19 protein-coding genes and 1 pseudogene are annotated in these 18,979 nt (G+C 41.4%); 8 read left to right on the forward strand and 12 right to left on the reverse strand.

The features are described 5' to 3' along the window. Positions 1 to 143: pseudogene (locus LH47_RS15115) on the forward strand (UPF0236 family protein); the annotation flags it as partial. A 227-nt stretch (positions 144 to 370) separates the two neighbouring features. Continuing rightward, the gene (locus LH47_RS06050; protein ID WP_043965617.1) at positions 371 to 3,508 is read left to right on the forward strand and encodes a DUF3427 domain-containing protein; all 3,138 of its coding nucleotides are present in this window, start codon (positions 371 to 373) and stop codon (positions 3,506 to 3,508) included. Here the strand turns inward: LH47_RS06050 and LH47_RS06055 are convergent. From LH47_RS06055 to LH47_RS06080, 6 genes are all read right to left on the reverse strand, one after another. After that, positions 3,485 to 3,889 carry a (deoxy)nucleoside triphosphate pyrophosphohydrolase gene (locus LH47_RS06055; RefSeq protein WP_043965618.1) on the reverse strand — a complete coding sequence of 135 codons (405 nt, stop codon included), beginning with the start codon at positions 3,887 to 3,889 and terminating at the stop codon, positions 3,485 to 3,487. The genes LH47_RS06050 and LH47_RS06055 overlap by 24 nt on opposite strands. Positions 3,890 to 4,001: 112 nt before the next feature. Beyond that, positions 4,002 to 5,360 (reverse strand): 23S rRNA (uracil(1939)-C(5))-methyltransferase RlmD, encoded by a 1,359-nt coding sequence (gene rlmD, locus LH47_RS06060; RefSeq protein WP_043965622.1) that lies wholly within the window; start codon positions 5,358 to 5,360, stop codon positions 4,002 to 4,004. Between the two features lie 11 nt (positions 5,361 to 5,371). After that, positions 5,372 to 6,220 carry a DNA-3-methyladenine glycosylase family protein gene (locus tag LH47_RS06065; protein ID WP_084221265.1) on the reverse strand — a complete coding sequence of 283 codons (849 nt, stop codon included), beginning with the start codon at positions 6,218 to 6,220 and terminating at the stop codon, positions 5,372 to 5,374. A 51-nt stretch (positions 6,221 to 6,271) separates the two neighbouring features. Continuing rightward, entirely contained in the window at positions 6,272 to 7,102 is an 831-nt protein-coding gene (gene pdaA / locus LH47_RS06070; protein WP_152619597.1) for a delta-lactam-biosynthetic de-N-acetylase, read from the reverse strand. A 36-nt stretch (positions 7,103 to 7,138) separates the two neighbouring features. Further along, complete coding sequence (locus tag LH47_RS06075) at positions 7,139 to 8,662, reverse strand: fumarate hydratase (RefSeq protein ID WP_043965695.1); 1,524 nt, start codon at positions 8,660 to 8,662, stop codon at positions 7,139 to 7,141. A gap of 92 nt (positions 8,663 to 8,754) precedes the next feature. After that, on the reverse strand, positions 8,755 to 8,949 hold the full coding sequence (locus LH47_RS06080; protein ID WP_043965626.1) for an SE1561 family protein: 195 nt from the start codon (positions 8,947 to 8,949) through the stop codon (positions 8,755 to 8,757). A 114-nt stretch (positions 8,950 to 9,063) separates the two neighbouring features. Here LH47_RS06080 and yfkAB point away from each other — a divergent pair, with 114 nt between their 5' ends. Then, the gene (yfkAB, locus tag LH47_RS06085) at positions 9,064 to 10,188 is read left to right on the forward strand and encodes a radical SAM/CxCxxxxC motif protein YfkAB (protein WP_043965628.1); all 1,125 of its coding nucleotides are present in this window, start codon (positions 9,064 to 9,066) and stop codon (positions 10,186 to 10,188) included. A gap of 296 nt (positions 10,189 to 10,484) precedes the next feature. Here the strand turns inward: yfkAB and LH47_RS06090 are convergent, their stop codons facing one another. Together LH47_RS06090 and cax are read right to left on the reverse strand one after the other, a co-directional pair. Continuing rightward, complete coding sequence (locus tag LH47_RS06090) at positions 10,485 to 11,237, reverse strand: YfkD famly protein (protein ID WP_235341072.1); 753 nt, start codon at positions 11,235 to 11,237, stop codon at positions 10,485 to 10,487. Positions 11,238 to 11,361: 124 nt separating this feature from the next. Beyond that, the gene (cax, locus tag LH47_RS06095; protein WP_043965634.1) at positions 11,362 to 12,411 is read right to left on the reverse strand and encodes a calcium/proton exchanger; all 1,050 of its coding nucleotides are present in this window, start codon (positions 12,409 to 12,411) and stop codon (positions 11,362 to 11,364) included. A gap of 139 nt (positions 12,412 to 12,550) precedes the next feature. Between cax and LH47_RS06100 the strand changes: the two genes are divergently transcribed. Then, positions 12,551 to 13,723 (forward strand): MFS transporter, encoded by a 1,173-nt coding sequence (locus LH47_RS06100; protein ID WP_043965636.1) that lies wholly within the window; start codon positions 12,551 to 12,553, stop codon positions 13,721 to 13,723. Positions 13,724 to 13,785: 62 nt separating this feature from the next. After that, positions 13,786 to 13,935, forward strand: a complete 150-nt coding sequence (locus LH47_RS06105) for a BH0509 family protein (protein ID WP_009360828.1) — start codon at positions 13,786 to 13,788, stop codon at positions 13,933 to 13,935. Between the two features lie 206 nt (positions 13,936 to 14,141). Here LH47_RS06105 and LH47_RS06110 read toward each other — a convergent pair whose 3' ends face one another. From LH47_RS06110 to LH47_RS06120, 3 genes are read right to left on the reverse strand one after another with little or no spacing between them, the layout of a single operon-like run. Continuing rightward, entirely contained in the window at positions 14,142 to 14,975 is an 834-nt protein-coding gene (locus LH47_RS06110; RefSeq protein ID WP_043965638.1) for a YihY/virulence factor BrkB family protein, read from the reverse strand. An 18-nt stretch (positions 14,976 to 14,993) separates the two neighbouring features. Next, positions 14,994 to 15,257 (reverse strand): hypothetical protein, encoded by a 264-nt coding sequence (locus LH47_RS06115; protein ID WP_043965640.1) that lies wholly within the window; start codon positions 15,255 to 15,257, stop codon positions 14,994 to 14,996. 12 nt (positions 15,258 to 15,269) lie between these two features. Next, on the reverse strand, positions 15,270 to 15,740 hold the full coding sequence (locus LH47_RS06120) for a low molecular weight protein-tyrosine-phosphatase (protein WP_043965642.1): 471 nt from the start codon (positions 15,738 to 15,740) through the stop codon (positions 15,270 to 15,272). A 70-nt stretch (positions 15,741 to 15,810) separates the two neighbouring features. Between LH47_RS06120 and LH47_RS06125 the strand changes: the two genes are divergently transcribed. After that, positions 15,811 to 16,029 (forward strand): DUF1128 domain-containing protein, encoded by a 219-nt coding sequence (locus LH47_RS06125; RefSeq protein WP_019418581.1) that lies wholly within the window; start codon positions 15,811 to 15,813, stop codon positions 16,027 to 16,029. Here LH47_RS06125 and LH47_RS06130 read toward each other — a convergent pair. Next, positions 16,024 to 17,001, reverse strand: a complete 978-nt coding sequence (locus tag LH47_RS06130) for an HD-GYP domain-containing protein (protein ID WP_043965698.1) — start codon at positions 16,999 to 17,001, stop codon at positions 16,024 to 16,026. The genes LH47_RS06125 and LH47_RS06130 overlap by 6 nt on opposite strands. A 183-nt stretch (positions 17,002 to 17,184) precedes the next feature. On the opposite strand from LH47_RS06130, the gene LH47_RS06135 reads away from it, so the two are divergent. Beyond that, positions 17,185 to 17,892 carry a phosphoadenylyl-sulfate reductase gene (locus LH47_RS06135; protein ID WP_043965644.1) on the forward strand — a complete coding sequence of 236 codons (708 nt, stop codon included), beginning with the start codon at positions 17,185 to 17,187 and terminating at the stop codon, positions 17,890 to 17,892. A gap of 13 nt (positions 17,893 to 17,905) precedes the next feature. Further along, on the forward strand, positions 17,906 to 18,952 hold the full coding sequence (locus LH47_RS06140; protein WP_084221266.1) for an inorganic phosphate transporter: 1,047 nt from the start codon (positions 17,906 to 17,908) through the stop codon (positions 18,950 to 18,952). Positions 18,953 to 18,979: the final 27 nt, after the last annotated feature.

An 18,979-nucleotide genomic window follows, 5' to 3' on the forward strand; every position in this document is an offset into this window, starting at 1 on the left:
CCAAGCGGGTTGAACAGGCCAAACGGAAGGCAGGACGGTTGTGGGCAGATGTGGTGCGTCAGAATCTACCGTGTCTGCAGCGGTCATCCGGGACGCCGATCCATCAAGCGTTGTCGGCGCTTCGGGATTTTGGTTGGGTGTAAAAAAATGGAATACAATATCATCACTTCAAGATGAGGGATGAGAGTCCAAAAGCGCTTACGATATCAATTCCTGAAAATGGTTCGCTAACTAGTGATTGACAACACCCGTAGTGAACCGAAAAAATGTTCTCCACAAAGTCTTGACTGACTCATTTTCAATATAATAATGGAATAACTACATATATCATGGTAAAATTTTATAAAACATTCGTTAGGTGGTTTTATTTATGGATAAAAGTTTTTTCGAGGAACTACAACTTCTTGCTAAACAATATCCTGATACAAGCATTATACAACGTCTATCACCGAAAGATTATATTGAGGTTCTCGTTCTTCATTCTGCCAAACAACTTGCTCATAAGTTAAAAACTTTGGCTGAAGAAAACCGTTTTGATGAAATCATTCGATTAACTCAACACATTTCTGCATTAGTATCAAATAACAACGATTCTTTTTCCTTGCCGCTCTCTATGATCACATACACATATGGACAACGAGAAATACCAATTATAGAGGACTTTTTCTTATCTAGATTACACTTACTATATAATGACAAACATACAATGAAAAACTTCTTCAAAACATTAAAATATGAAATGCTGACAGCTGACTCTGTTGATTTGATGGTTAGCTTCATTCGGATGTCCGGACTACAATTATTGATTCGTCCATTACTTATGCTTGAAAAAGAACGTATTCCTGTACGTATCATTACATCGACCTATCTAGGCATTACAGAACCAAAAGCGCTTGAAAAACTTATGCAGTTTTCAAACGTACAAGTAAAAATAATTGATACGCATCAACAATCTTTTCATACGAAAGCATATATGTTTCATCGACGTTCAGGATTAAATACAGTAATCATAGGCTCATCAAACATTTCACACTCAGCCCTTATTAACGGACATGAGCTAAATGTGAAGCTACCGGATACAAGCTTTTTACCGATTTATGAGCATACAAAGCAAATGTTTGAGAAAATATGGGATCATACAGACACGATTTCTCTTGATCACGCCTTCATTCAAAAATATAAACAACAAACAATAAGGGAGGAAAACAAACCTCTAGCTGCTGAGCCAAAAGAAAAATATATCGTTACATCAAATGTGAAACCGAATGATATGCAAAAAAAAGCATTAAAAAACCTTGAACATACAAGAAAAAGTGGTAATACAAAAGGAGTCATTATCGCTGCTACTGGAACTGGAAAAACGTATTTAGCAGCTTTTGACGTAAAAGCATATGATCCAAAAAAGCTTTTATTTATCGCTCATCGTGAAGAATTGCTAGATAAAGCAATTGAAACGTTCAAACATGTGCTAGGTAACGATCATCTATTTGGGAAAATTACAGGGACAGTAAAACAATTCCATAAACCGTATTTATTTAGCACCGTTCAATCGCTATCTAAAGATGAAACGTTGCAAAAGTTTGGGCAACATGAATTTGACTATATAATTATCGATGAATTTCATCATGCCGAAGCACCTACATATCAAAAAGTTATTCGCTATTTCCAACCAAAATTTTTACTCGGCTTAACAGCAACACCAGAAAGAATGGATGGAAGAGACGTTTTGGCGATTTGTGACCATAATGTCGTATATGAAATACGCTTACGAGAAGCGTTAGAAGAACAGTTGCTTGCACCATTTCACTACTTTGGCATTTCAGATCGTACGGTGGACTATAGTCAAATTCCATTAAAAAACGGCATGTTTGATGAAGCGTCGCTTGTGAAAGCTTTAAAAACAAATGAACGAACAGATTTTATTATCGAAATGATTCGTACATATGGTTACGATGGTGATCGCATCATTGGGCTTGCATTTTGCGTAAATATTGAACATGCAAAATATATGAGTGAACAATTTAATAAACGCGGATATTGCACAACATACTTAACTGGTGAACATAGCGTGGAATATCGTGAACAGATTATAAAGAGACTAGAAAATCCAGACGATCCACTTGAATTCATCTTTACTGTTAACATTTTTAACGAAGGAATTGATATTCCAAGTTTAAATCTTTTATTATTTTTAAGACCTACCGAATCATCGACTGTATTTATTCAACAATTAGGAAGAGGACTAAGAAAAGTAAAAGGAAAAGAGTTTGTGACGGTTTTGGATTTTGTAGGAAATTACCAAAAATCGTTTATGATTCCGCTCGCTCTCGCTGGGCAACTGAACGACAAAGCGTTTGATAAAGATTCCCTCCGTGTTGCAATTACACACGAATTTGCCGATCTACCAGGCGGCGCATATGTCGATTTAGATCCTGTGACACAAAGAGAAATTTTAGACCGTATTGACTCCATTAAAATGAACTCGACAGATATGTTAAAAATGCTATATCAACAATTTAAAAATGAACTTGGACGGTCACCAGAAATATTAGATTTTTTATATTACGAACAATCGCCAACCTTAACGTTCTTTATATATAAGTATCGTTCATGGGTCAAAACAAAAGAAAAAATGAATGATATGAACGAGCTTGATCAAATGATTTTACACCACCCATTGATGTGTGAGTGCATTGAACGGCTAGAAAATCAACTTCCGATCAAATGGCCTTACGATTTTGCTGTTTTGCAATTAGCTTTTTTGCAAAAGGTTGTGTCTTGTGAAGATGTTGTAAAACAACTTTCCAAAAAGTTTGCTGTAGATGTGCCATTAGAAAAACACGAAAAAATGATTATGCAATCGATGGACCGCCTAGCGTTGCCGTATAAAAAACAAAAATGGGCGTTTGGACAACGAAATGGGCACCAATTTATACTGAATGACGACATTCTTGAGTTAACAGAAAACCAACAGTTTTTCAATTACATGAAAGACCGTATTGATTACGGGCTTATTGAATTTAGACGAACATATCGCCCCGAAAGATTTTTAGCTAAAGGAGAAAAGCTTACTCTTTATCAAAACTATACGAGAAACGATTTAATTTTCTTATTTGAAGCAGAAGTAAAAGAAGGATCGTGGCGAGAAGGAGTCAGTAAAGTTAGAAATCATTATTTACTGTTCGTCAATTTAAATAAATCGGAAAGAGTGAAAGAACATTTACATTACAAAGATTATTTTCTCGACCAAAAACATTTCCATTGGCAAAGCCAAAATCAAACGTCCCATCATTCTTCTGTCGGACAAAATTTTATTCGTCATAAAGAACTTGGAATTCATATTCACCTATTTGTTCGAAAGTTTGAAGACTTGCACGGAATGACATTGCCATTCACTTATCTCGGTGAAGTCGATTACGTATCAAGCTACGGAGATAAGCCGATGAGCATCACATGGCGCCTACATCATCCCGTGCCGGAAGATTTATATATTGACTTTATTCGCTAATAAAACGTCTACAGTCGGAATATCTGCGGGTGCCCATTCAAGAGATTTTAGATCTCCGAGTGGCACCCATCTTAATTCAGCATGTTCTTTCGCTTTCGGTTCTCCCTCAATAATTGTTGCTTTATATGTGAGTAAATTGACGATAACTTGAGGGTACTCATAATGCACTTCTTCAATTTTTTCATGCACTTGGATTGTACACCCTAATTCCTCATGAATTTCTCTTACTAACGTTTCTTCTTCCTTTTCCCCTTCTTCAATTTTCCCACCTGGAAATTCCCAAAGGTTAGGGAGTGACATCGTATTCGACCGAAGTGCGCACAACACACGATTTTGGTCGTCAAATATAACCGCCCCTACGACACGAACTGTTTTTTTCATGAACGTTTCCCCTCTATCTTCATTATTTTGCGAATACTTTCATTCTACAAAAAAGCCTTCCTTTTTTCTACGCCCGTACGAATGCATAAAAAGATTCCCTATGAGCGCCTTTCTACTTCCTCACCAACTTCGCCACACTTTCGACATGCGCGGTGTGCGGGAAAAGGTCAAACGGTTGAATGTATTCGACACGGTATTGTTTCGCAAGTGTGTCGATGTCGCGGGCGAGGCTTGATGGGTTACAGGAAACGTACACGACCGTTTTTGGTTTCACTTGTAAAATCGTTTTTAACAAAGCGTTGTCACAGCCTGTTCGCGGTGGATCGACGACGATAACATCGGGCTTCCAGCCTTCTTTCACCCATTTTGGCAACAATGTTTCTGCTTTTCCGACCGCATACGTGACGTTGGTGAAGCCGTGGCGTTCGGCGTTTTGGCGTGCATCGTCAATCGCTTCGGGAATCGTGTCCATGCCGCGCACTTCTTTCGCCTCGCGGGCGAGCCAAAGCCCGATTGTGCCGACGCCGCAATATGCATCGACGACGCGCTCGCTTTTCGTGAGCGCTGCTGCTTTTTTTACTTCATCGTATAGTTTTACCGTTTGAATCGGATTGAGTTGGAAAAAGGCGCGAGCCGATAGTTCAAAAGATAAGTCGCCAAGCACTTCTTGAATGTACGGTTCCCCTTCGAGAACGATCGTTTCATCGCCAAAAATAAGCGATGTTTTTTGCCCGTTTATGTTTTGCGCAATTGATTTCACTTCTGGCAAACGCCGCTTCACTTCCGCTACAAATAGTTCTTTGCGCGGAAATTCTTTCGTTGCTGTCACAATGACAAGTTGCACATCTCCTGTATAAAAACCAACGCGAGAAACGATTGTGCGCACGACACCCGTTTTTTTCCGTTCGTGATAAATCGGTATGCGCAAATCTTGAAAAATCGTTTTGACGACCGTTGTGACGCGATTTGTGGCATCATGTTGAATAAAGCAACGGTCAATGTCAACCAGTTCGTGTGAGTTCATGCTGTAGAGTCCAGCGATGACGCGCCCTTTTTTCACTCCTGTTTGAAATTGGCTTTTATTGCGGTAATGCCACGGATCGTCCATCCCAATCGTCGGACGAATATCGAGCGCTTCAATATTTAGTCGGCTATGCCGTTCAAGCGCTTGAATGACAATATCGCGCTTTGCTTCTAATTGCGCGTTGTAGTCTAAATGTTGCAGTTGGCAGCCACCGCATCGGTCATATACAGGACAAAGTGGCTTAACACGATGTGGCGACCGTTTTCTTATGCGTACGATTTTGCCTTCCGCATACGTCGGATACACATTCGTCGCTTGGACGACGACTTCTTCTCCCGGAAGCGCTCCCGGAACGAACACGACTTGTTTTTTAAAATAGCCGACTCCTTCCCCGTTAATGCCGAGCCGTTTAATCGTTAGTGGAAATTGTTGTCCTTGCTGTAGCATGATTCTCTCTCCTATTCGATACTTCTCCATAAATAAAATGTTGCGTAGCTTGCATACGGTTCCCACATTTGTTTAAATGCTTCCATTTCTTTTGCTGTCGGACGATGATCAAGCTGAAACCATCGTTCAATCGCTCGTTGCAAGCCAACATCTCCTTTCGGGAACACATTTGGACGACCTAAACCAAACAATAAAAAGTTTTGCACTGTCCATGGACCGATGCCGCGTATGGAAAGAAGCTGTTTCGCTACTTCTTCATCGGAAAGCGAATGCATCTCTTCTAAACGCAACTTCCCTTCTACAATAAGACGTGAAATATCAACAATATATTGCGCTTTTCGCTCACTTAACGACAAAGCCCGCAATTCATCATATGAAGCATTGGCGACGCGCTCAGGCCGCGGATAAATGTATACATCCCCGAGACGCTCACCAAATGTATGGACAAAACGTTCCGTTAGCCGATGAGCCACTTTCATATGAATTTGTTGGTGAATAATGCATTTCATTAAACAAAAATATAAATCAAATTCTAATACGAGCGGTGTTCCTTCGTGAGCGATAAACAAGTCCCGCAAATTAGTTTGCATAAAATGGTCGTGAATAGGCGCAAGTGATCTGTCCCAATGAAAAATGCGCGAAATGCGCGCGATCGCTTCTTCTTTATGCTGTTCGTTATCACACGACACGACAAACGCAGGTTTCTCTTTTGTTCCAACGCTTTTCACGCACGCAAGAAGCGGCTTTTCGTTCACATACAGCGGAACGGTGATTTCGTTATGATGAATACGTATAAGCGGATCGTTTGCGAGCCGTTCGCATACTCGCGTAAAATCGTATGGAGGCTGAACATGAATCATTACCATCTCTCCCCTTTCCCATTGTATCAAAACAAATCCCTTTGCACATCGTCAAAGGGAAAAAAGCCAAGAAGGGACGTCCATTTTTTCAAGCATAAAATCGTCTAAGCTTTTAAAAACGTATCCTTCTTTTCGCAAATCGTCAATAATTTTAGCAAGCGCATCGGCATTGTCTTTAGATACTGTATGCAACAATATAATGGCACCGGGATGAATTTGCTTCATCACATTGTTGTAAGCGTATTGCCATCCTTTTTGATCGTGAATGTGCCAATCGACGAACGCTAATGACCAAAAGACGTGGTAATAGCCAAGTTCTCGTGCGACCGCAAGCGTGCGTTCATCAAAAATGCCGCGCGGAGGGCGGATGTAACGCATATGTTTTTGCCCCGTCAACAACTCTGTTTTTTTTCTAACCATCTCAAGCTCTTCACGCAATTTTTCATCGCTAACGGTCGTTAAATCAGGATGATGCCATGAATGGTTGCCAACAATATGCCCTTCGTTTACCATCCGTTTCACTAAGTCGGGGGCAGATTGCAAATAATGGCCGGTCACAAAAAACGTAGCGGGAACTCTTTTTTGTTTGAGTACGTCTAGAATTTGTGCCGTATAACCATTTTCGTATCCGTTATCGAACGTTAAATAAATATATTTTTTTGTTGGATTACCTAAATAAAACGCATCGTATTTAGCAAGTAGTTCATCTAATTGTTTTCCTGCAGAAGGAGGGAGATGATTTTCACTTCGCTTAAATCCCCATGACATTGCTTCTATGTGACTAAACGGCAAACATAAAAAGAAGAGAAAGAAGACGATCGTTTTTTTCACTGCTTGCACCTCCATATTCATTTCAATGATAGGTTGTGCAAAAAGAAGCATAAAAAATCCGCCTAGCTAACGCTAGACGGATTTCCATTAAAATACACGTTCTTTAAATTGAGCTAATTTTTCAAGCGACGATTTTTCGATATCTTCATGTAAGCTATTTCCGTGCGAGTCCATCGTGACGACAGCTGTAAAATCTTTCACACGCAAATGCCACATCGCTTCCGGAATACCGAATTCCAAAAAGTCGACGCCTTCTACTGATTGAATACATTCAGCATAATATTGCGCTGCACCACCGATGGCATTTAAATACACGCCGCCATGTTCTTTTAACGCGGCGAGCGTTTTTGCCCCCATACCACCTTTTCCGATGACAGCACGAATGCCGAATTTTTTCATAATTTCTCCTTGATACGGCTCTTCACGAATGCTTGTCGTCGGACCAGCTGCTTTGACATGCCATTTGCCGTTTTCATCTTTTAACATAACCGGCCCACAGTGATAAATAATTTGACCGTTTAAATCAACAGGAGCATCGTGATCCATTAAATGTTTATGAATCGCATCGCGTCCTGTATAAATCATGCCGTTAATGCGAACGACATCGCCTACTTTTAGCGAGCGAATTTGCTCTTCTGTAATTGGCGCTTCAAGCACAACTTCACGAGCTTCGCTTGTCATTTCGGTTTCTTCTTGTTTGAAATCGACATTTTCTCCTTCTTGATATAACCATTCTTGAATGTCGCCTGTGTGCGGATCAATGATGACGCCTAAACGGCGAAACGCCCAGCAATTGTATGCGACAGAGACGAAAAAGCTGGCTGGAATGCGGTGCATGACGCCAATTTTACAGCCAAGAAGCGTCGTCTCTCCGCCAAATCCCATCGTTCCGATGCCGAGTTTATTGGCAGCTTCCATAATGTATTCTTCTAGTTTACGCAAATCTTCGTTCGGATTGACATCGTCAACAGGACGAAATAGTTGTTCTTTTGCTAAGTCGTACCCCGCAGAACGATCGCCGCCGATCCCAACGCCAATAAATCCTGCGCTACAGCCTTGCCCTTGCGCTTGGTATACCGCATGTAAAATACATTTACGAATGCCATCTAAATCGCGGCCTGCGCGACCAAGCCCTTCCAACTCGCAAGGCAAGCTATATTGAATGTTTTTATTTTCACATCCGCCACCTTTTAAAATTAAGCGAACGTCAATGTAATCTTTCTCCCATTGTTCAAATTTCATGACAGGCAACCCGATCCCTAAATTGTCGCCGCTATTTTCACCTGTTAATGAATCGACCGAGTTTGGACGCAGTTTCCCGTCTTTCGTTGCTTGAGCAACCGCTCGACGAATCGCCTCTTTCATTTCAATTTGATTGACCCCAACCGGCACTTTAATTTTAAATGTCGGCAACCCTGTATCTTGGCAAATCGGTGATACATTTTCATCGGCCATTTGAATGTTTTGCACGATCGTAGCAAGTGACATCGCTGCTCTCGTTCCTGCGTTTTCACGCAGTTTTGCTTTCGCAATGGCACGTCGTACATCTTTTGGCAACTTTGTTGACGTTTCAACAATTAGCTTGTACATACTTTCTTGAAACTTTTCCATCACCATGTCCCTTCCCCTTTGTTCAATATGTAACAATTTTTCGAATTATCCACTTGTATTATACATCTTTTTTAAACGCAAAAAAAAGCCGCTTAGCGACTTTTTTCCCAATCTTTTTTAAACCGCTCGTATTTCATTTCTAAATCATCAATCATTTGAATAAGACGGTCAATATCTTCTAACTCCGTCGTTTCTGGATCGATGGCTTCAAGCACTTCGAGAAACATATTTAAGCGCGTTTTTAAATAGGATAGTTGTAGATTTTGAACTGATACTGCGTTGCCCAACATCGTCACCTCGCTTTTTCTTTATCGTACACGATCGCAACATCGTTGACAATCGTTCCATTTCATTTGCATAATTATCGTTAGTCCTACTTTTTAAAATAAAGGAGATTCGTTATGGGAACATTATTGCGTCAAGCGATTACTCCTACGTTTGATCCGTGGGAAGCATATATGGACGTCGAACAGTATGGAAGCATGCAGTTAACGAATATTGAGTTTACAACAACGACCCTTTGCAATATGCGCTGTGAACATTGCGCTGTTGGTTATACATTGCGCACGAAAGATCCTGAGGCGCTACCACTCGATCTTCTTCTTCGCCGCCTCGATGAAATTCCACATTTGCGCTCGTTAAGCATTACAGGCGGTGAGCCGATGCTTTCGCTCAAATCTGTCGAGCAATACGTCGTACCGTTGTTAACATATGCACACGAACGCGGGGTGCGCACACAAATTAACTCAAATTTAACGCTCGATTTAGAACGATATGAAAAAATTATTCCTTACTTAGACGTTTTGCACATTTCGCATAATTGGGGTACGATCGATGATTTCGTTGAAGGCGGCTTTGCGATGATGGAGAAAAAGCCGACTGTCGCACAACGCGAGCGCTATTTTATACGCATGATCGAAAATGCGCGTGCCCTTTCAAACATGGGGGTCATCGTTTCAGCTGAAACAATGTTAAATAAACGGACGCGTCCACATATAGAAACGATTCATCGCCAAATTGTAAACGAAATGGGCTGTAAACGTCATGAAGTACATCCGATGTATCCGAGCGACTTTGCTAGCGGTTTAGAAACATTAACATTAGATGAATTGCGTGAGACGATTCATCATTTACTTGATATACGGGACGAGAACGTATGGATGTTGTTTGGTACGCTACCTTTTTATCCATGTAGCGACAACGAAGAAGATTTAGCACTATTAAAACGTTTATACGAAAGTAAAAATGTAACAGTACGAAACGACCCTGATGGACGTTCACGTTTAAATGTAAACATTTTTACAGGCGACATTATTGTCACTGATTTTGGCGATGAACCGACGCTTGGCAACATTCAAACCGACTCTCTTCTTTCTGCTTATGACAAATGGATGGCGTCTGACTTAGCCAAATCGTTGAACTGCCATTGCCCTGCGGTGAAATGTTTAGGGCCGAACGTGCTTGTGAAAAATCGCTACTATCCGGACGTCGATTTTACAACAAGAAAAGCAAAAATTAAACGGTAAGATAAGAAAAGCGCAAAGCGCCCCAATTTCGCCTAAAGGCAGCCCGCATCCTGCGGGCAACGGCAAAATGTCGCCATCCTTGGTTCCGCGAAGAGCGCACAAGTCCCACCGAGGAGAGCTCGAACCAATCAGTTGGGGAAAACTCACCGAAAGCTTCTCAGCGTGTCGCCGCAGCAGTGTGGGGCGGAGCGCATCACACCGATGGCGCTTGGAGCTAGACACTTTCCTAAATCTGAAATTTGATACTTTCTTATCTTTCGAAAAAGCTTGTCGGGGCGCTCGACAAGCTTTTTTCATCATCTTGGTACGTCGCTTGCGACAAATGCGAATGATAGGCGGTCTTGTACTGGAATCCAAGCACCAATCCCTTGCGACGTAACGTTTTTCACAACAATGCTCTTTTTCTTTCCTTTTAAGACGATATATACTTCACCATATGTCACTTTTCCTTTTTCGTTTACCGCAGGAGCGTAGGCGTATAAATATCCTAATTTTTTTGGCGGAACGTTATATGCTTGTTCTTTTTTTGTTCCGATGCCAATCCACGTACTAAAAGAGAGCGGCAAATTTGTCTTTTTCATTGCCGTTAGTAACATCATTTTTTTTACATCTTCTTCATTTGGGATGCTTGCAGTCAGTCCGCCGCGTACTTGTTTTTGCATCTCTTGTCGATATGTCAGTCGCGCTGCTGTTTTCCCACCGCGATTGTCAATGAAGTTTGTATTTACTTTTTGATACTCCCAATTCGTCGATGTTTCCGTCGATTCATAATTCAAAGGCCATTGTCCTAGATAAATTGTTGCTTCATAACCGATCGCAAACGGTGTGCTTGAAATCGACGATTCGTTTAAAAGGCGAATTAATTCCGGATTTTCAATTTTAACATTCGCCGATTGAAGCAGTTGTTTCGCTAATTCACTTGGTTGCAAATACGGCAAATTTTGCGTCGGATTCGGATACGTATTTTCTTTTGAAATGTCAATAACCGATGACGGGAGCTTGACAGTTGCTTCACTAACCGTTGGAATACAGAAGAAAATGAACATCATACTTAAAGCAAACCATCTTTTCATGCATAAACTCCTTTCCTTTTACATCGTTCATCGTTATTTTTTTCAAAAGTCAACAATTTATCCTCTCCGTAAAAAAAATCCGCCAGCGACAACTGACGGATTACAACAAATAAAATCCAATTCCCATAATCATATACGCCCCAAGAAGTGTCGCTCCCTCAAACCAGTTCGTATCTCCATCGTTGGAGAGAACAATCGTTAATAAAACAGCTGTCACCATCGCAACAAGCTCTGGAAGCGTAAAAACGAGTGCCATGTGCGTCGGGAATAAGAGGGAAACGAGCACTAATACAGGTGCAACAAACATCGCAATTTGCAGCGTCGAGCCGATCGCAATTTCAACAGCGACATTCATTTTATTTTTATATGCCATAATGATGGCGGAAGCATGCTCTGCAGCGTTTCCGACAATGGCAACAATAATGACCCCGATGAATAGTTCACTCCATCCGAATGAATGGGCGACGACTTCAAACGTATGAACTAAACTTTCGGATACGTAAGCAACTGCAACAGTAGCAAGAGCTAGAATGAGCATCGCTTTTCCTTTTGACCATTCTGGCTCTTCATGTTCTTCTACATCTTCTTTGTGTTGATATACACCGCGATGAGTAACGAGTTTAAAATATAACGCAGCTAAATAAAGGGCGATCATAATTATCGAAATACCGATACTTAATGATAACGTTTTTTGTTCATTCATCGTCATCGAAAATACTTCTGGAATGACAAAAGCAACTAAAATAGCAAATGTTAGTAAACCTGAATTATGACGCGCATCATATACGTTAAATGATTGCCGTTTATATTTCAAACCACCAACAAAAAACGATAAACCTGCCACAAGCAATAAGTTGCCGAGCACGGAACCCGTTAACGACGCCAACACGACACTCACTAAGCCAGCTTTCAACGCAAAAATGGATATAATCAATTCTACAGCATTGCCAAATGTCGCATTCAAAAGTCCACCGATGCGAGGACCTGCCACGATTGCCAAACTTTCTGTCGCTCGTCCCATATAGCTAGCGAGCGCAATAATTGTGACACAATAAACGACAAACATCGGCGTCGCAGGCCAATGAAATAACCTTCCTGCAACAGAAAGGGGAACACCGATGACCGTTAATAAAAAAAAGATGCGTTCCATCCAATCGTCTCCTTTTCATTTATGGGTTATCAACCATATTTTACACGAATCAACTCCCATTTTCATCCGTCTTTTTCGTTGCTTCTTCCCGTGAAACGCTTTAATATCGAACATAGTGAATATATTACAGGAGGGAATTATGCGACAACGTCATTTTTTTATTTTAGTTAGCATCGTCATGATTTCAGGTCTTTCTCAAGGGCTATTGTTGCCGCTTATTTCTATCATTTTTGAACAAAATGGTGTTCATTCGTCGCTTAGCGGCATGCATGCAACAGCGATGTACATCGGCGTTCTTGTCGTGTCACCTTTTTTAGAGCGTCCGCTTCGTCGCTACGGCTTTAAGCATTTAATTATGATCGGTGGAGCGATTGTCATCGTTTCGTTAGCGATTTTTCCGATTTCATCATCGCTTTTGTTTTGGTTTATGCTTCGATTGCTCATCGGAATTGGCGATCACATTCTTCATTTCGGTTCGCAAACATGGATCACATACGCTTCTCCCGCTCACCGACGAGGGCGCAACATTTCGTTATACGGCTTATCGTTTGGAGTCGGCTTTATGATCGGACCGCTTCTCGTTCCGCTCGTCCACATACATGAAGCGTTGCCGTTTATCGTTTCATCTTTGCTCAGCTTATGTGGCTGGATATTATTATTTTTCTTGCCACATACGTATCCAGAAACGGAAGAAGCAGAAAAAGTTGGAGCGGCACGCTTTTTTCACGCTTGGAAACAAGCATGGCCAGCTTTGTTGTTGCCGTTCGGCTACGGCTTTTTAGAGGCGTCGCTCCATAGCATGTTTCCGATTTATGCGTTAAGAAACGAGTTAAGTGTTGAGACAGTTGCGATGATGCTTCCAGCGTTTGCCCTTGGCGGCATCGCTTTTCAACTTCCGCTCGGAACGTTAAGCGATCGCTTTTCACGAAAAACGATGATTATGATTTCATTAGCCATAGGTGCCCTTTGTTTTGCTATCGCTACATGGTTTTCTTCTCCTGTTCAACTAACAACAACGTTTTTCGTTGCTGGTATGTTTGTCGGTTCGCTTTTTTCACTCGGCATGGCGTATATGGCGGACTTGCTGCCAACGTCGCTTCTTCCTGTCGGTAACATTTTATGTGGTATGCTATATAGTATTGGGAGCATATGCGGTCCTGCGATCGGTGGCGTTGTATTACAACAGCAAGAGGAATTATTTTTCTTTACCATGAGCTCTCTTTTGCTTCTTTTACTGCTCGCCCAGCGCCCGTTCACAAAATTTTCAAAATATTTTTCTGGAAAACACGAAAAAAACGTTGACGCTTTTTAACCTTCTGTTATATAATAAAACCAAACAAATCAAACTGTTTTAAAACAGAGGGGAGAGCGATCATGATGAGTAGAGAAGAAAGAAAAAATATGATTGAGTTTATTACAAAATTGCGTGGCTTTAATCAAGAACAACTTGTTTATATGACAGATGCAGAAATCGAACATATTTACAACCAAACATATTATCATCACGAAGAAATTGCAGAATAAGAGGGATGTGCAACACATCCCTCTTCTCTTTAATGGTATCCGTTTTGTCCGTTTGCGCTACTGCTCGTTTTATGTTTCGGACGGCTTTTTCCTTTTTGTTTTGTCCCGCCATCTTTTTTCGTTTTTTTCGTCACGTATAGTCCCCCTTCATCACCACTTTCACTTTTAATATGGTTTACGAACGCCCTTTTTATGAGAGGGAATGACTACCGTATGCGCATTTTTCCTTCTTTTTTACAACAAAAAATGGCGTTTAACTCTCCACCTAATACAATCATCATACCGGACAAATAAAACCAAACCATTAACGCAATAATGCCGCCTAGACTACCGTACATCGCCGAATAGTTACCGAACTGATTCACATAATACGAAAAAGCAAGCGAGACAACCATCCAACCGACCGTGGCAAATAGCGAACCGCTCCATACGTCGCGAAAACGAACATATTTGCTCGGCGCAAAAACGTACAACACAGAAAAAACAAAAAATAAAATGATAAAACTAACAAACCAACGAATCGTTTCCCATATGCGTAAAAAAACGCCCGAAAGCCCAAACGCTGAAAAAAGAAACGTGCCAATCATTTTACCGAATACAGGGAAAACAAGCGCGACAATAATGACGAAAATCATGGCAAATGTAAGTAAGATGGAAATACCGCGCGCAACAAGAAAGGAACGCGTTTCTTTCACATCATATGCACGGTTTAAAGCGCGAATAATGGCCGACATGCCGTTCGATGCAGCCCATACAGTCGCAAGTACGCTAAAGGACAACCATTTTCCGCTTTGTAATTCCATGAGCTGTCTCATGTTAGTTTCGATTAAATGTACCGTTTCGCTCGGAGCATATTGACTCAAAAAGGCGATTACATCTTCATGCGGGATGGGCAAATACGATAAAAACGTCAGCAAAAACAGCAAAAACGGGAATAGCGAAAGCAAAAAGAAATATGCCAACTCAGCCGATAAATCGAACACTTCGTCCTCATCGAACCGTTTCATGAGCTCTCGGACGACGGAAAAACTAATAATCATCTTTCAACACCTCGCTCCTTATGTCGAGCGTTTGCGAATCAGCTCCCCAATCCACTCCATCACTTGCGGCGTTGTTTCTTTTACTTCACTTAGTTTATTCACAATAAACTGCAAATCATTCACTATTTCGTCGACATGTTGTCTTGTTTGATGGACTGTCTCTTTTACTCCTTCCACATCATCCATCCACTCACGACACGCTTCTTTTACCACTTGACGCGCTTTTTTATTCGCTAGCAACAAAGCGACACCAGCCAATGCAAGCCATTTCCCCTTTCCCATCGCCATGCCTCCTTACAACGAATGATCTCGTTTTATGCGTTCTAATATATGTTTACATCCTTCCTCTACTAATTCGTACACTTCTTCAAAATTTCCTGTAAAGTACGGGTCTGGCACATCATCTACGCAACGGTTTGGCACAAAGTCCATAAATCGAGCAATCACCGCACGACAATCATCGCCGACAAGACGGCGAAGATGAGCGATATTATCGCTATCCATGCCAATAATATAATCAAATGTATGAAAGTCTTCTTTTGTAATTTGTCGTGCTTTCAATCCTGTAAAATCGATTTGTTTTTCTGTTAAAATGCGCTGTGTGCCATGATGAGGCGGTTTACCGATATGCCAGTTTCCTGTTCCTGCTGAATCAACAGAAATGACGTGATCAAGTCCTTCTTGCTTCACAAGATGTCGAAATACCGCCTCCGCCATTGGAGAACGACAAATGTTTCCTAAACAAACAAATAACACACGAATCATTTTATTTCACCTCTCAAAGTAGAATGAATAGTTAAACAATGATACAATGAACACAATCATGTATGAAAGGATGACGATTGTGCGTTTATCAGTTGAACAAATGATTGAGCAAATAAAAGAAAAATTAAAAGTATTAAATTTTGATGCGATTAAACCAGATCATTTCGATGAGCAACTGTATGATGAATTAAAAGATATATACGATATGGTGATGAAAAAGCCATCGTTTAGCCCGAGCGAAATGCAAGCGATCGCTGAAGAGCTCGGAAACTTACGCAAAAAATTATAAAATCGCCTGTCCAACGATAAGCAGCGACGGATGATCCGCGAGTGCAATTTCTTCACGTGTATCCGTGTACCGTACGGACGGACGTTGCATATGTTCAACAATTTTTGTGACGATCGCGTTTCTTCCGTCGCTCATTTTGACCATCGTTCCCGGCAAATAAGCAGGAATCGTCTCAACAAACAGCCGCACAAGCTGCTGGCTATACCGAATACCACTTCGCGCCATAATAATTTCAAGCGCTTCGTGCGGCGGCACAAATTCAGCGGAAATTAAATTTTCATATTCATTGGCAATGGCGCAAATTTGGGCGTACAAATGAATACTCGTTTCTTTTAATCCGCGCGGTGTACCTGAGCCGTCTGCATGTTCGTGATGTTGATACGCCATATGTGCACATAATAAACTAAGTTCCCGCTCTTTTCGTAAATATTCAAATCCCTTTACGGTATGATGCGCTTCTCCTTCAATTTCTTTTCCGATGTCATGAAACAACGAGCCAAGCGCGACATCGCGCAACTGTAAATCGTTCAAATGTAGCTTCTTCCCTAACTGTAATGCTAACAGCGCTACATTGACTGCATGAGCGTACGGCTGCGCTTCCACTTCAAGCGACGTCGCTGGAATGATCGCTAACACTTTTCTTTTTTTCACTTCATCAACGAGCTTTACCGCTAGTTTAAACAACAAGCGAAGCGGCAATTGCTCCCGCTTTCGTACTGCATCAAACGATTGCTGAACAACTTTAATCGCGTCCATCCACGACGGCATATCGAGCAACTCTTCTAAAGTAATGCCTTCAGACACCGCATCTTCAACAAATACGTAGCGAATGTCCATTTGTTTTAAACGCTCTACATATTTTGGATGAATTTTTCTTCCTGCTGCTAACAATACACGACGATGGCGATCATAAATCGGACGTGCCAATTCCATCGTTCGCTCATCGTAGTCTTCTAATAAAATGAGCCGCAAACATACTCCACTCCTTTCGACATCTCCCATACAAACAGTATAATCATGTTTTTTTTCGTTTGCCATGACGTTTTCCAAAAAATAAATTCCGATAGAAAAACTAGGATTGACATCCACTTGAATTGTGTTAAAATTTAAAACAATCAAACAGAAAGGGCGACGAATACGAAAGGGAGATGAGACATGATTACGTATGAAACGTGGGATGAAGTTCAAAAACCAACTTTTCCAATCGATAATAACGAAAAAGGAGCATTACATGTACTTTCATGGGCGTATGCCCATTATGGCGACGACCTTTTGTATGCGTGCAGTTTTGGCATTGAAGGCATCGTGCTCATTGATCTGATTTCTCAAGTAAAAGATGATGCTCACATTGTGTTTCTCGATACACATTTACATTTTCCCGAAACATACGAAACGATTGAACGCGTCAAACGAGCATATCCACGCTTGCGTATTCATTTACAAACACCGTCTTTATCACTTGCAGAACAAGAGAAACAATTCGGTGCAGAACTTTGGAAAAAAGACCCGAACAAATGCTGTGAACTAAGAAAAATTGTTCCGCTACGAGAAGCGATGACAGGAAAAAAAGCGTGGATTTCTGGGCTGCGCCGTGAACAATCGCCAACAAGACAACATGTTGAATTTATTAATCGTGATAAAAAGTTTCAAAACATTAAAGTTTGTCCAATTATTTACTGGACGTGGAAAGACGTATGGCGTTATGTGCATCGCCACAATCTCTCTTACAATCCGCTTCATGACCGCGGATATCCGAGCATCGGTTGTGCACCGTGTACAGTCCCTGCTTATACAGAAGAAGATTTACGTTCTGGTCGATGGGCTGGGCTAGGAAAAACAGAATGCGGCTTGCACGAATCATAAAGGGGGGAGTGGCTTGGTCATCGTTGCTTTTATTATTGCTTTTTTCTTTGCGATGAACATTGGGGGAAGCGGAGCTGCCGCGACCATGGGAGCTGCTTACGGTTCTGGCACATTGCCAAATAAACGAATCGCTTTACTCATATGCGCCGTCGCCATTTTCCTCGGCAGTTTAAGCGGAGGAGAAGTTGTGAAAACGATCGGCTCTGGCATCGTTCCTCCATCCATTTTACAAACAGAACTTGTTGTCATCGTCTTAGCAGCGGCAACGATTTCGTTATTTGCGGCCAACGCGCTCGGCATTCCGCTATCAACAAGCGAAATTACAGTAGGTGCGGTCGTTGGGGCAGGCATTGCGTATCAAAGCGTATATGTTGGCAAACTCCTATGGATCGTATCGTTTTGGCTCATTACACCGCTTGCTGCGTTTTCTTTCGCTTTTTTCATTAGCAAATGGCTAAAAGGAAAAACAGTCAAACAAAACAAATGGATCGGCTTTTTGCTTATTATTGTCGGATTTTTCGAGGCGTTTTCAGCCGGAATGAACAATGTCGCCAACGCGGTCGGGCCTCTCGTCGGAGCGGATTTACTATCCGTCCAACACGGGATCATTTTCGGCGGGTTATTCGTTGCCCTTGGAGCTCTTTTGCTCGGTAGCCGCGTATTAGAAACGAACGGAAAAAAAATTACGACGTTCTCTCAACTTGAAGGATGTATTATTTCAGGAATCGGAGCAACGCTCGTCATCGTTTCATCTCTTTTTGGTCTTCCCGTTCCGCTGACACAAATTACGACATCAGCCATTATCGGCATCGGCACAACGAAAAGCGGCTTTTCCATTTGGCAAAAGCAAATTGTCATTCAAGTGCTAAAAGTGTGGGTTGTCTCGCCTATTTTTGCATTAGCTGTTTCATATAGTTTAATTAAATTATTGCTTCATAGCGACGTCTATACAGCTATTGCCATTGTGAGCGTTTGTTTCGCCACGCTTGGAACGATTAGCTTAAAAAAAACGATCACAGAGGAACGCCGCTCGTTTCACGAACATGGCGGCGGCATTTAAACCTAGTTATTTTATAAGAATAATAAG

Origin of the sequence: Anoxybacillus thermarum (genome assembly GCF_000836725.1) — a bacterium.
In the GTDB taxonomy this organism is placed as follows: Bacteria; Bacillota; Bacilli; order Bacillales; family Anoxybacillaceae; genus Anoxybacillus; species Anoxybacillus thermarum.

Excerpts from the sequence above, each read along its gene's own strand:
- LH47_RS06050 (WP_043965617.1), top strand. The coding sequence starts at position 371 with ATGGATAAAAGTTTTTTCGAGGAACTACAACTTCTTGCTAAACAATAT.
- LH47_RS06120 (WP_043965642.1), bottom strand. The coding sequence starts at position 15,740 with ATGATTCGTGTGTTATTTGTTTGTTTAGGAAACATTTGTCGTTCTCCA.
- LH47_RS06100 (WP_043965636.1), top strand. The coding sequence starts at position 12,551 with ATGCGACAACGTCATTTTTTTATTTTAGTTAGCATCGTCATGATTTCA.
- rlmD (WP_043965622.1), bottom strand. The coding sequence starts at position 5,360 with ATGCTACAGCAAGGACAACAATTTCCACTAACGATTAAACGGCTCGGC.
- LH47_RS06090 (WP_235341072.1), bottom strand. The coding sequence starts at position 11,237 with ATGATGTTCATTTTCTTCTGTATTCCAACGGTTAGTGAAGCAACTGTC.
- LH47_RS06135 (WP_043965644.1), top strand. The coding sequence starts at position 17,185 with ATGATTACGTATGAAACGTGGGATGAAGTTCAAAAACCAACTTTTCCA.
- LH47_RS06055 (WP_043965618.1), bottom strand. The coding sequence starts at position 3,889 with ATGAAAAAAACAGTTCGTGTCGTAGGGGCGGTTATATTTGACGACCAA.
- LH47_RS06065 (WP_084221265.1), bottom strand. The coding sequence starts at position 6,220 with ATGATTCATGTTCAGCCTCCATACGATTTTACGCGAGTATGCGAACGG.
- cax (WP_043965634.1), bottom strand. The coding sequence starts at position 12,411 with ATGGAACGCATCTTTTTTTTATTAACGGTCATCGGTGTTCCCCTTTCT.
- LH47_RS06125 (WP_019418581.1), top strand. The coding sequence starts at position 15,811 with ATGACGATTGTGCGTTTATCAGTTGAACAAATGATTGAGCAAATAAAA.
- LH47_RS06115 (WP_043965640.1), bottom strand. The coding sequence starts at position 15,257 with ATGGGAAAGGGGAAATGGCTTGCATTGGCTGGTGTCGCTTTGTTGCTA.
- LH47_RS06075 (WP_043965695.1), bottom strand. The coding sequence starts at position 8,662 with ATGGAAAAGTTTCAAGAAAGTATGTACAAGCTAATTGTTGAAACGTCA.
- LH47_RS06110 (WP_043965638.1), bottom strand. The coding sequence starts at position 14,975 with ATGATTATTAGTTTTTCCGTCGTCCGAGAGCTCATGAAACGGTTCGAT.
- LH47_RS06105 (WP_009360828.1), top strand. The coding sequence starts at position 13,786 with ATGATGAGTAGAGAAGAAAGAAAAAATATGATTGAGTTTATTACAAAA.
- yfkAB (WP_043965628.1), top strand. The coding sequence starts at position 9,064 with ATGGGAACATTATTGCGTCAAGCGATTACTCCTACGTTTGATCCGTGG.
- pdaA (WP_152619597.1), bottom strand. The coding sequence starts at position 7,102 with ATGCTTCTTTTTGCACAACCTATCATTGAAATGAATATGGAGGTGCAA.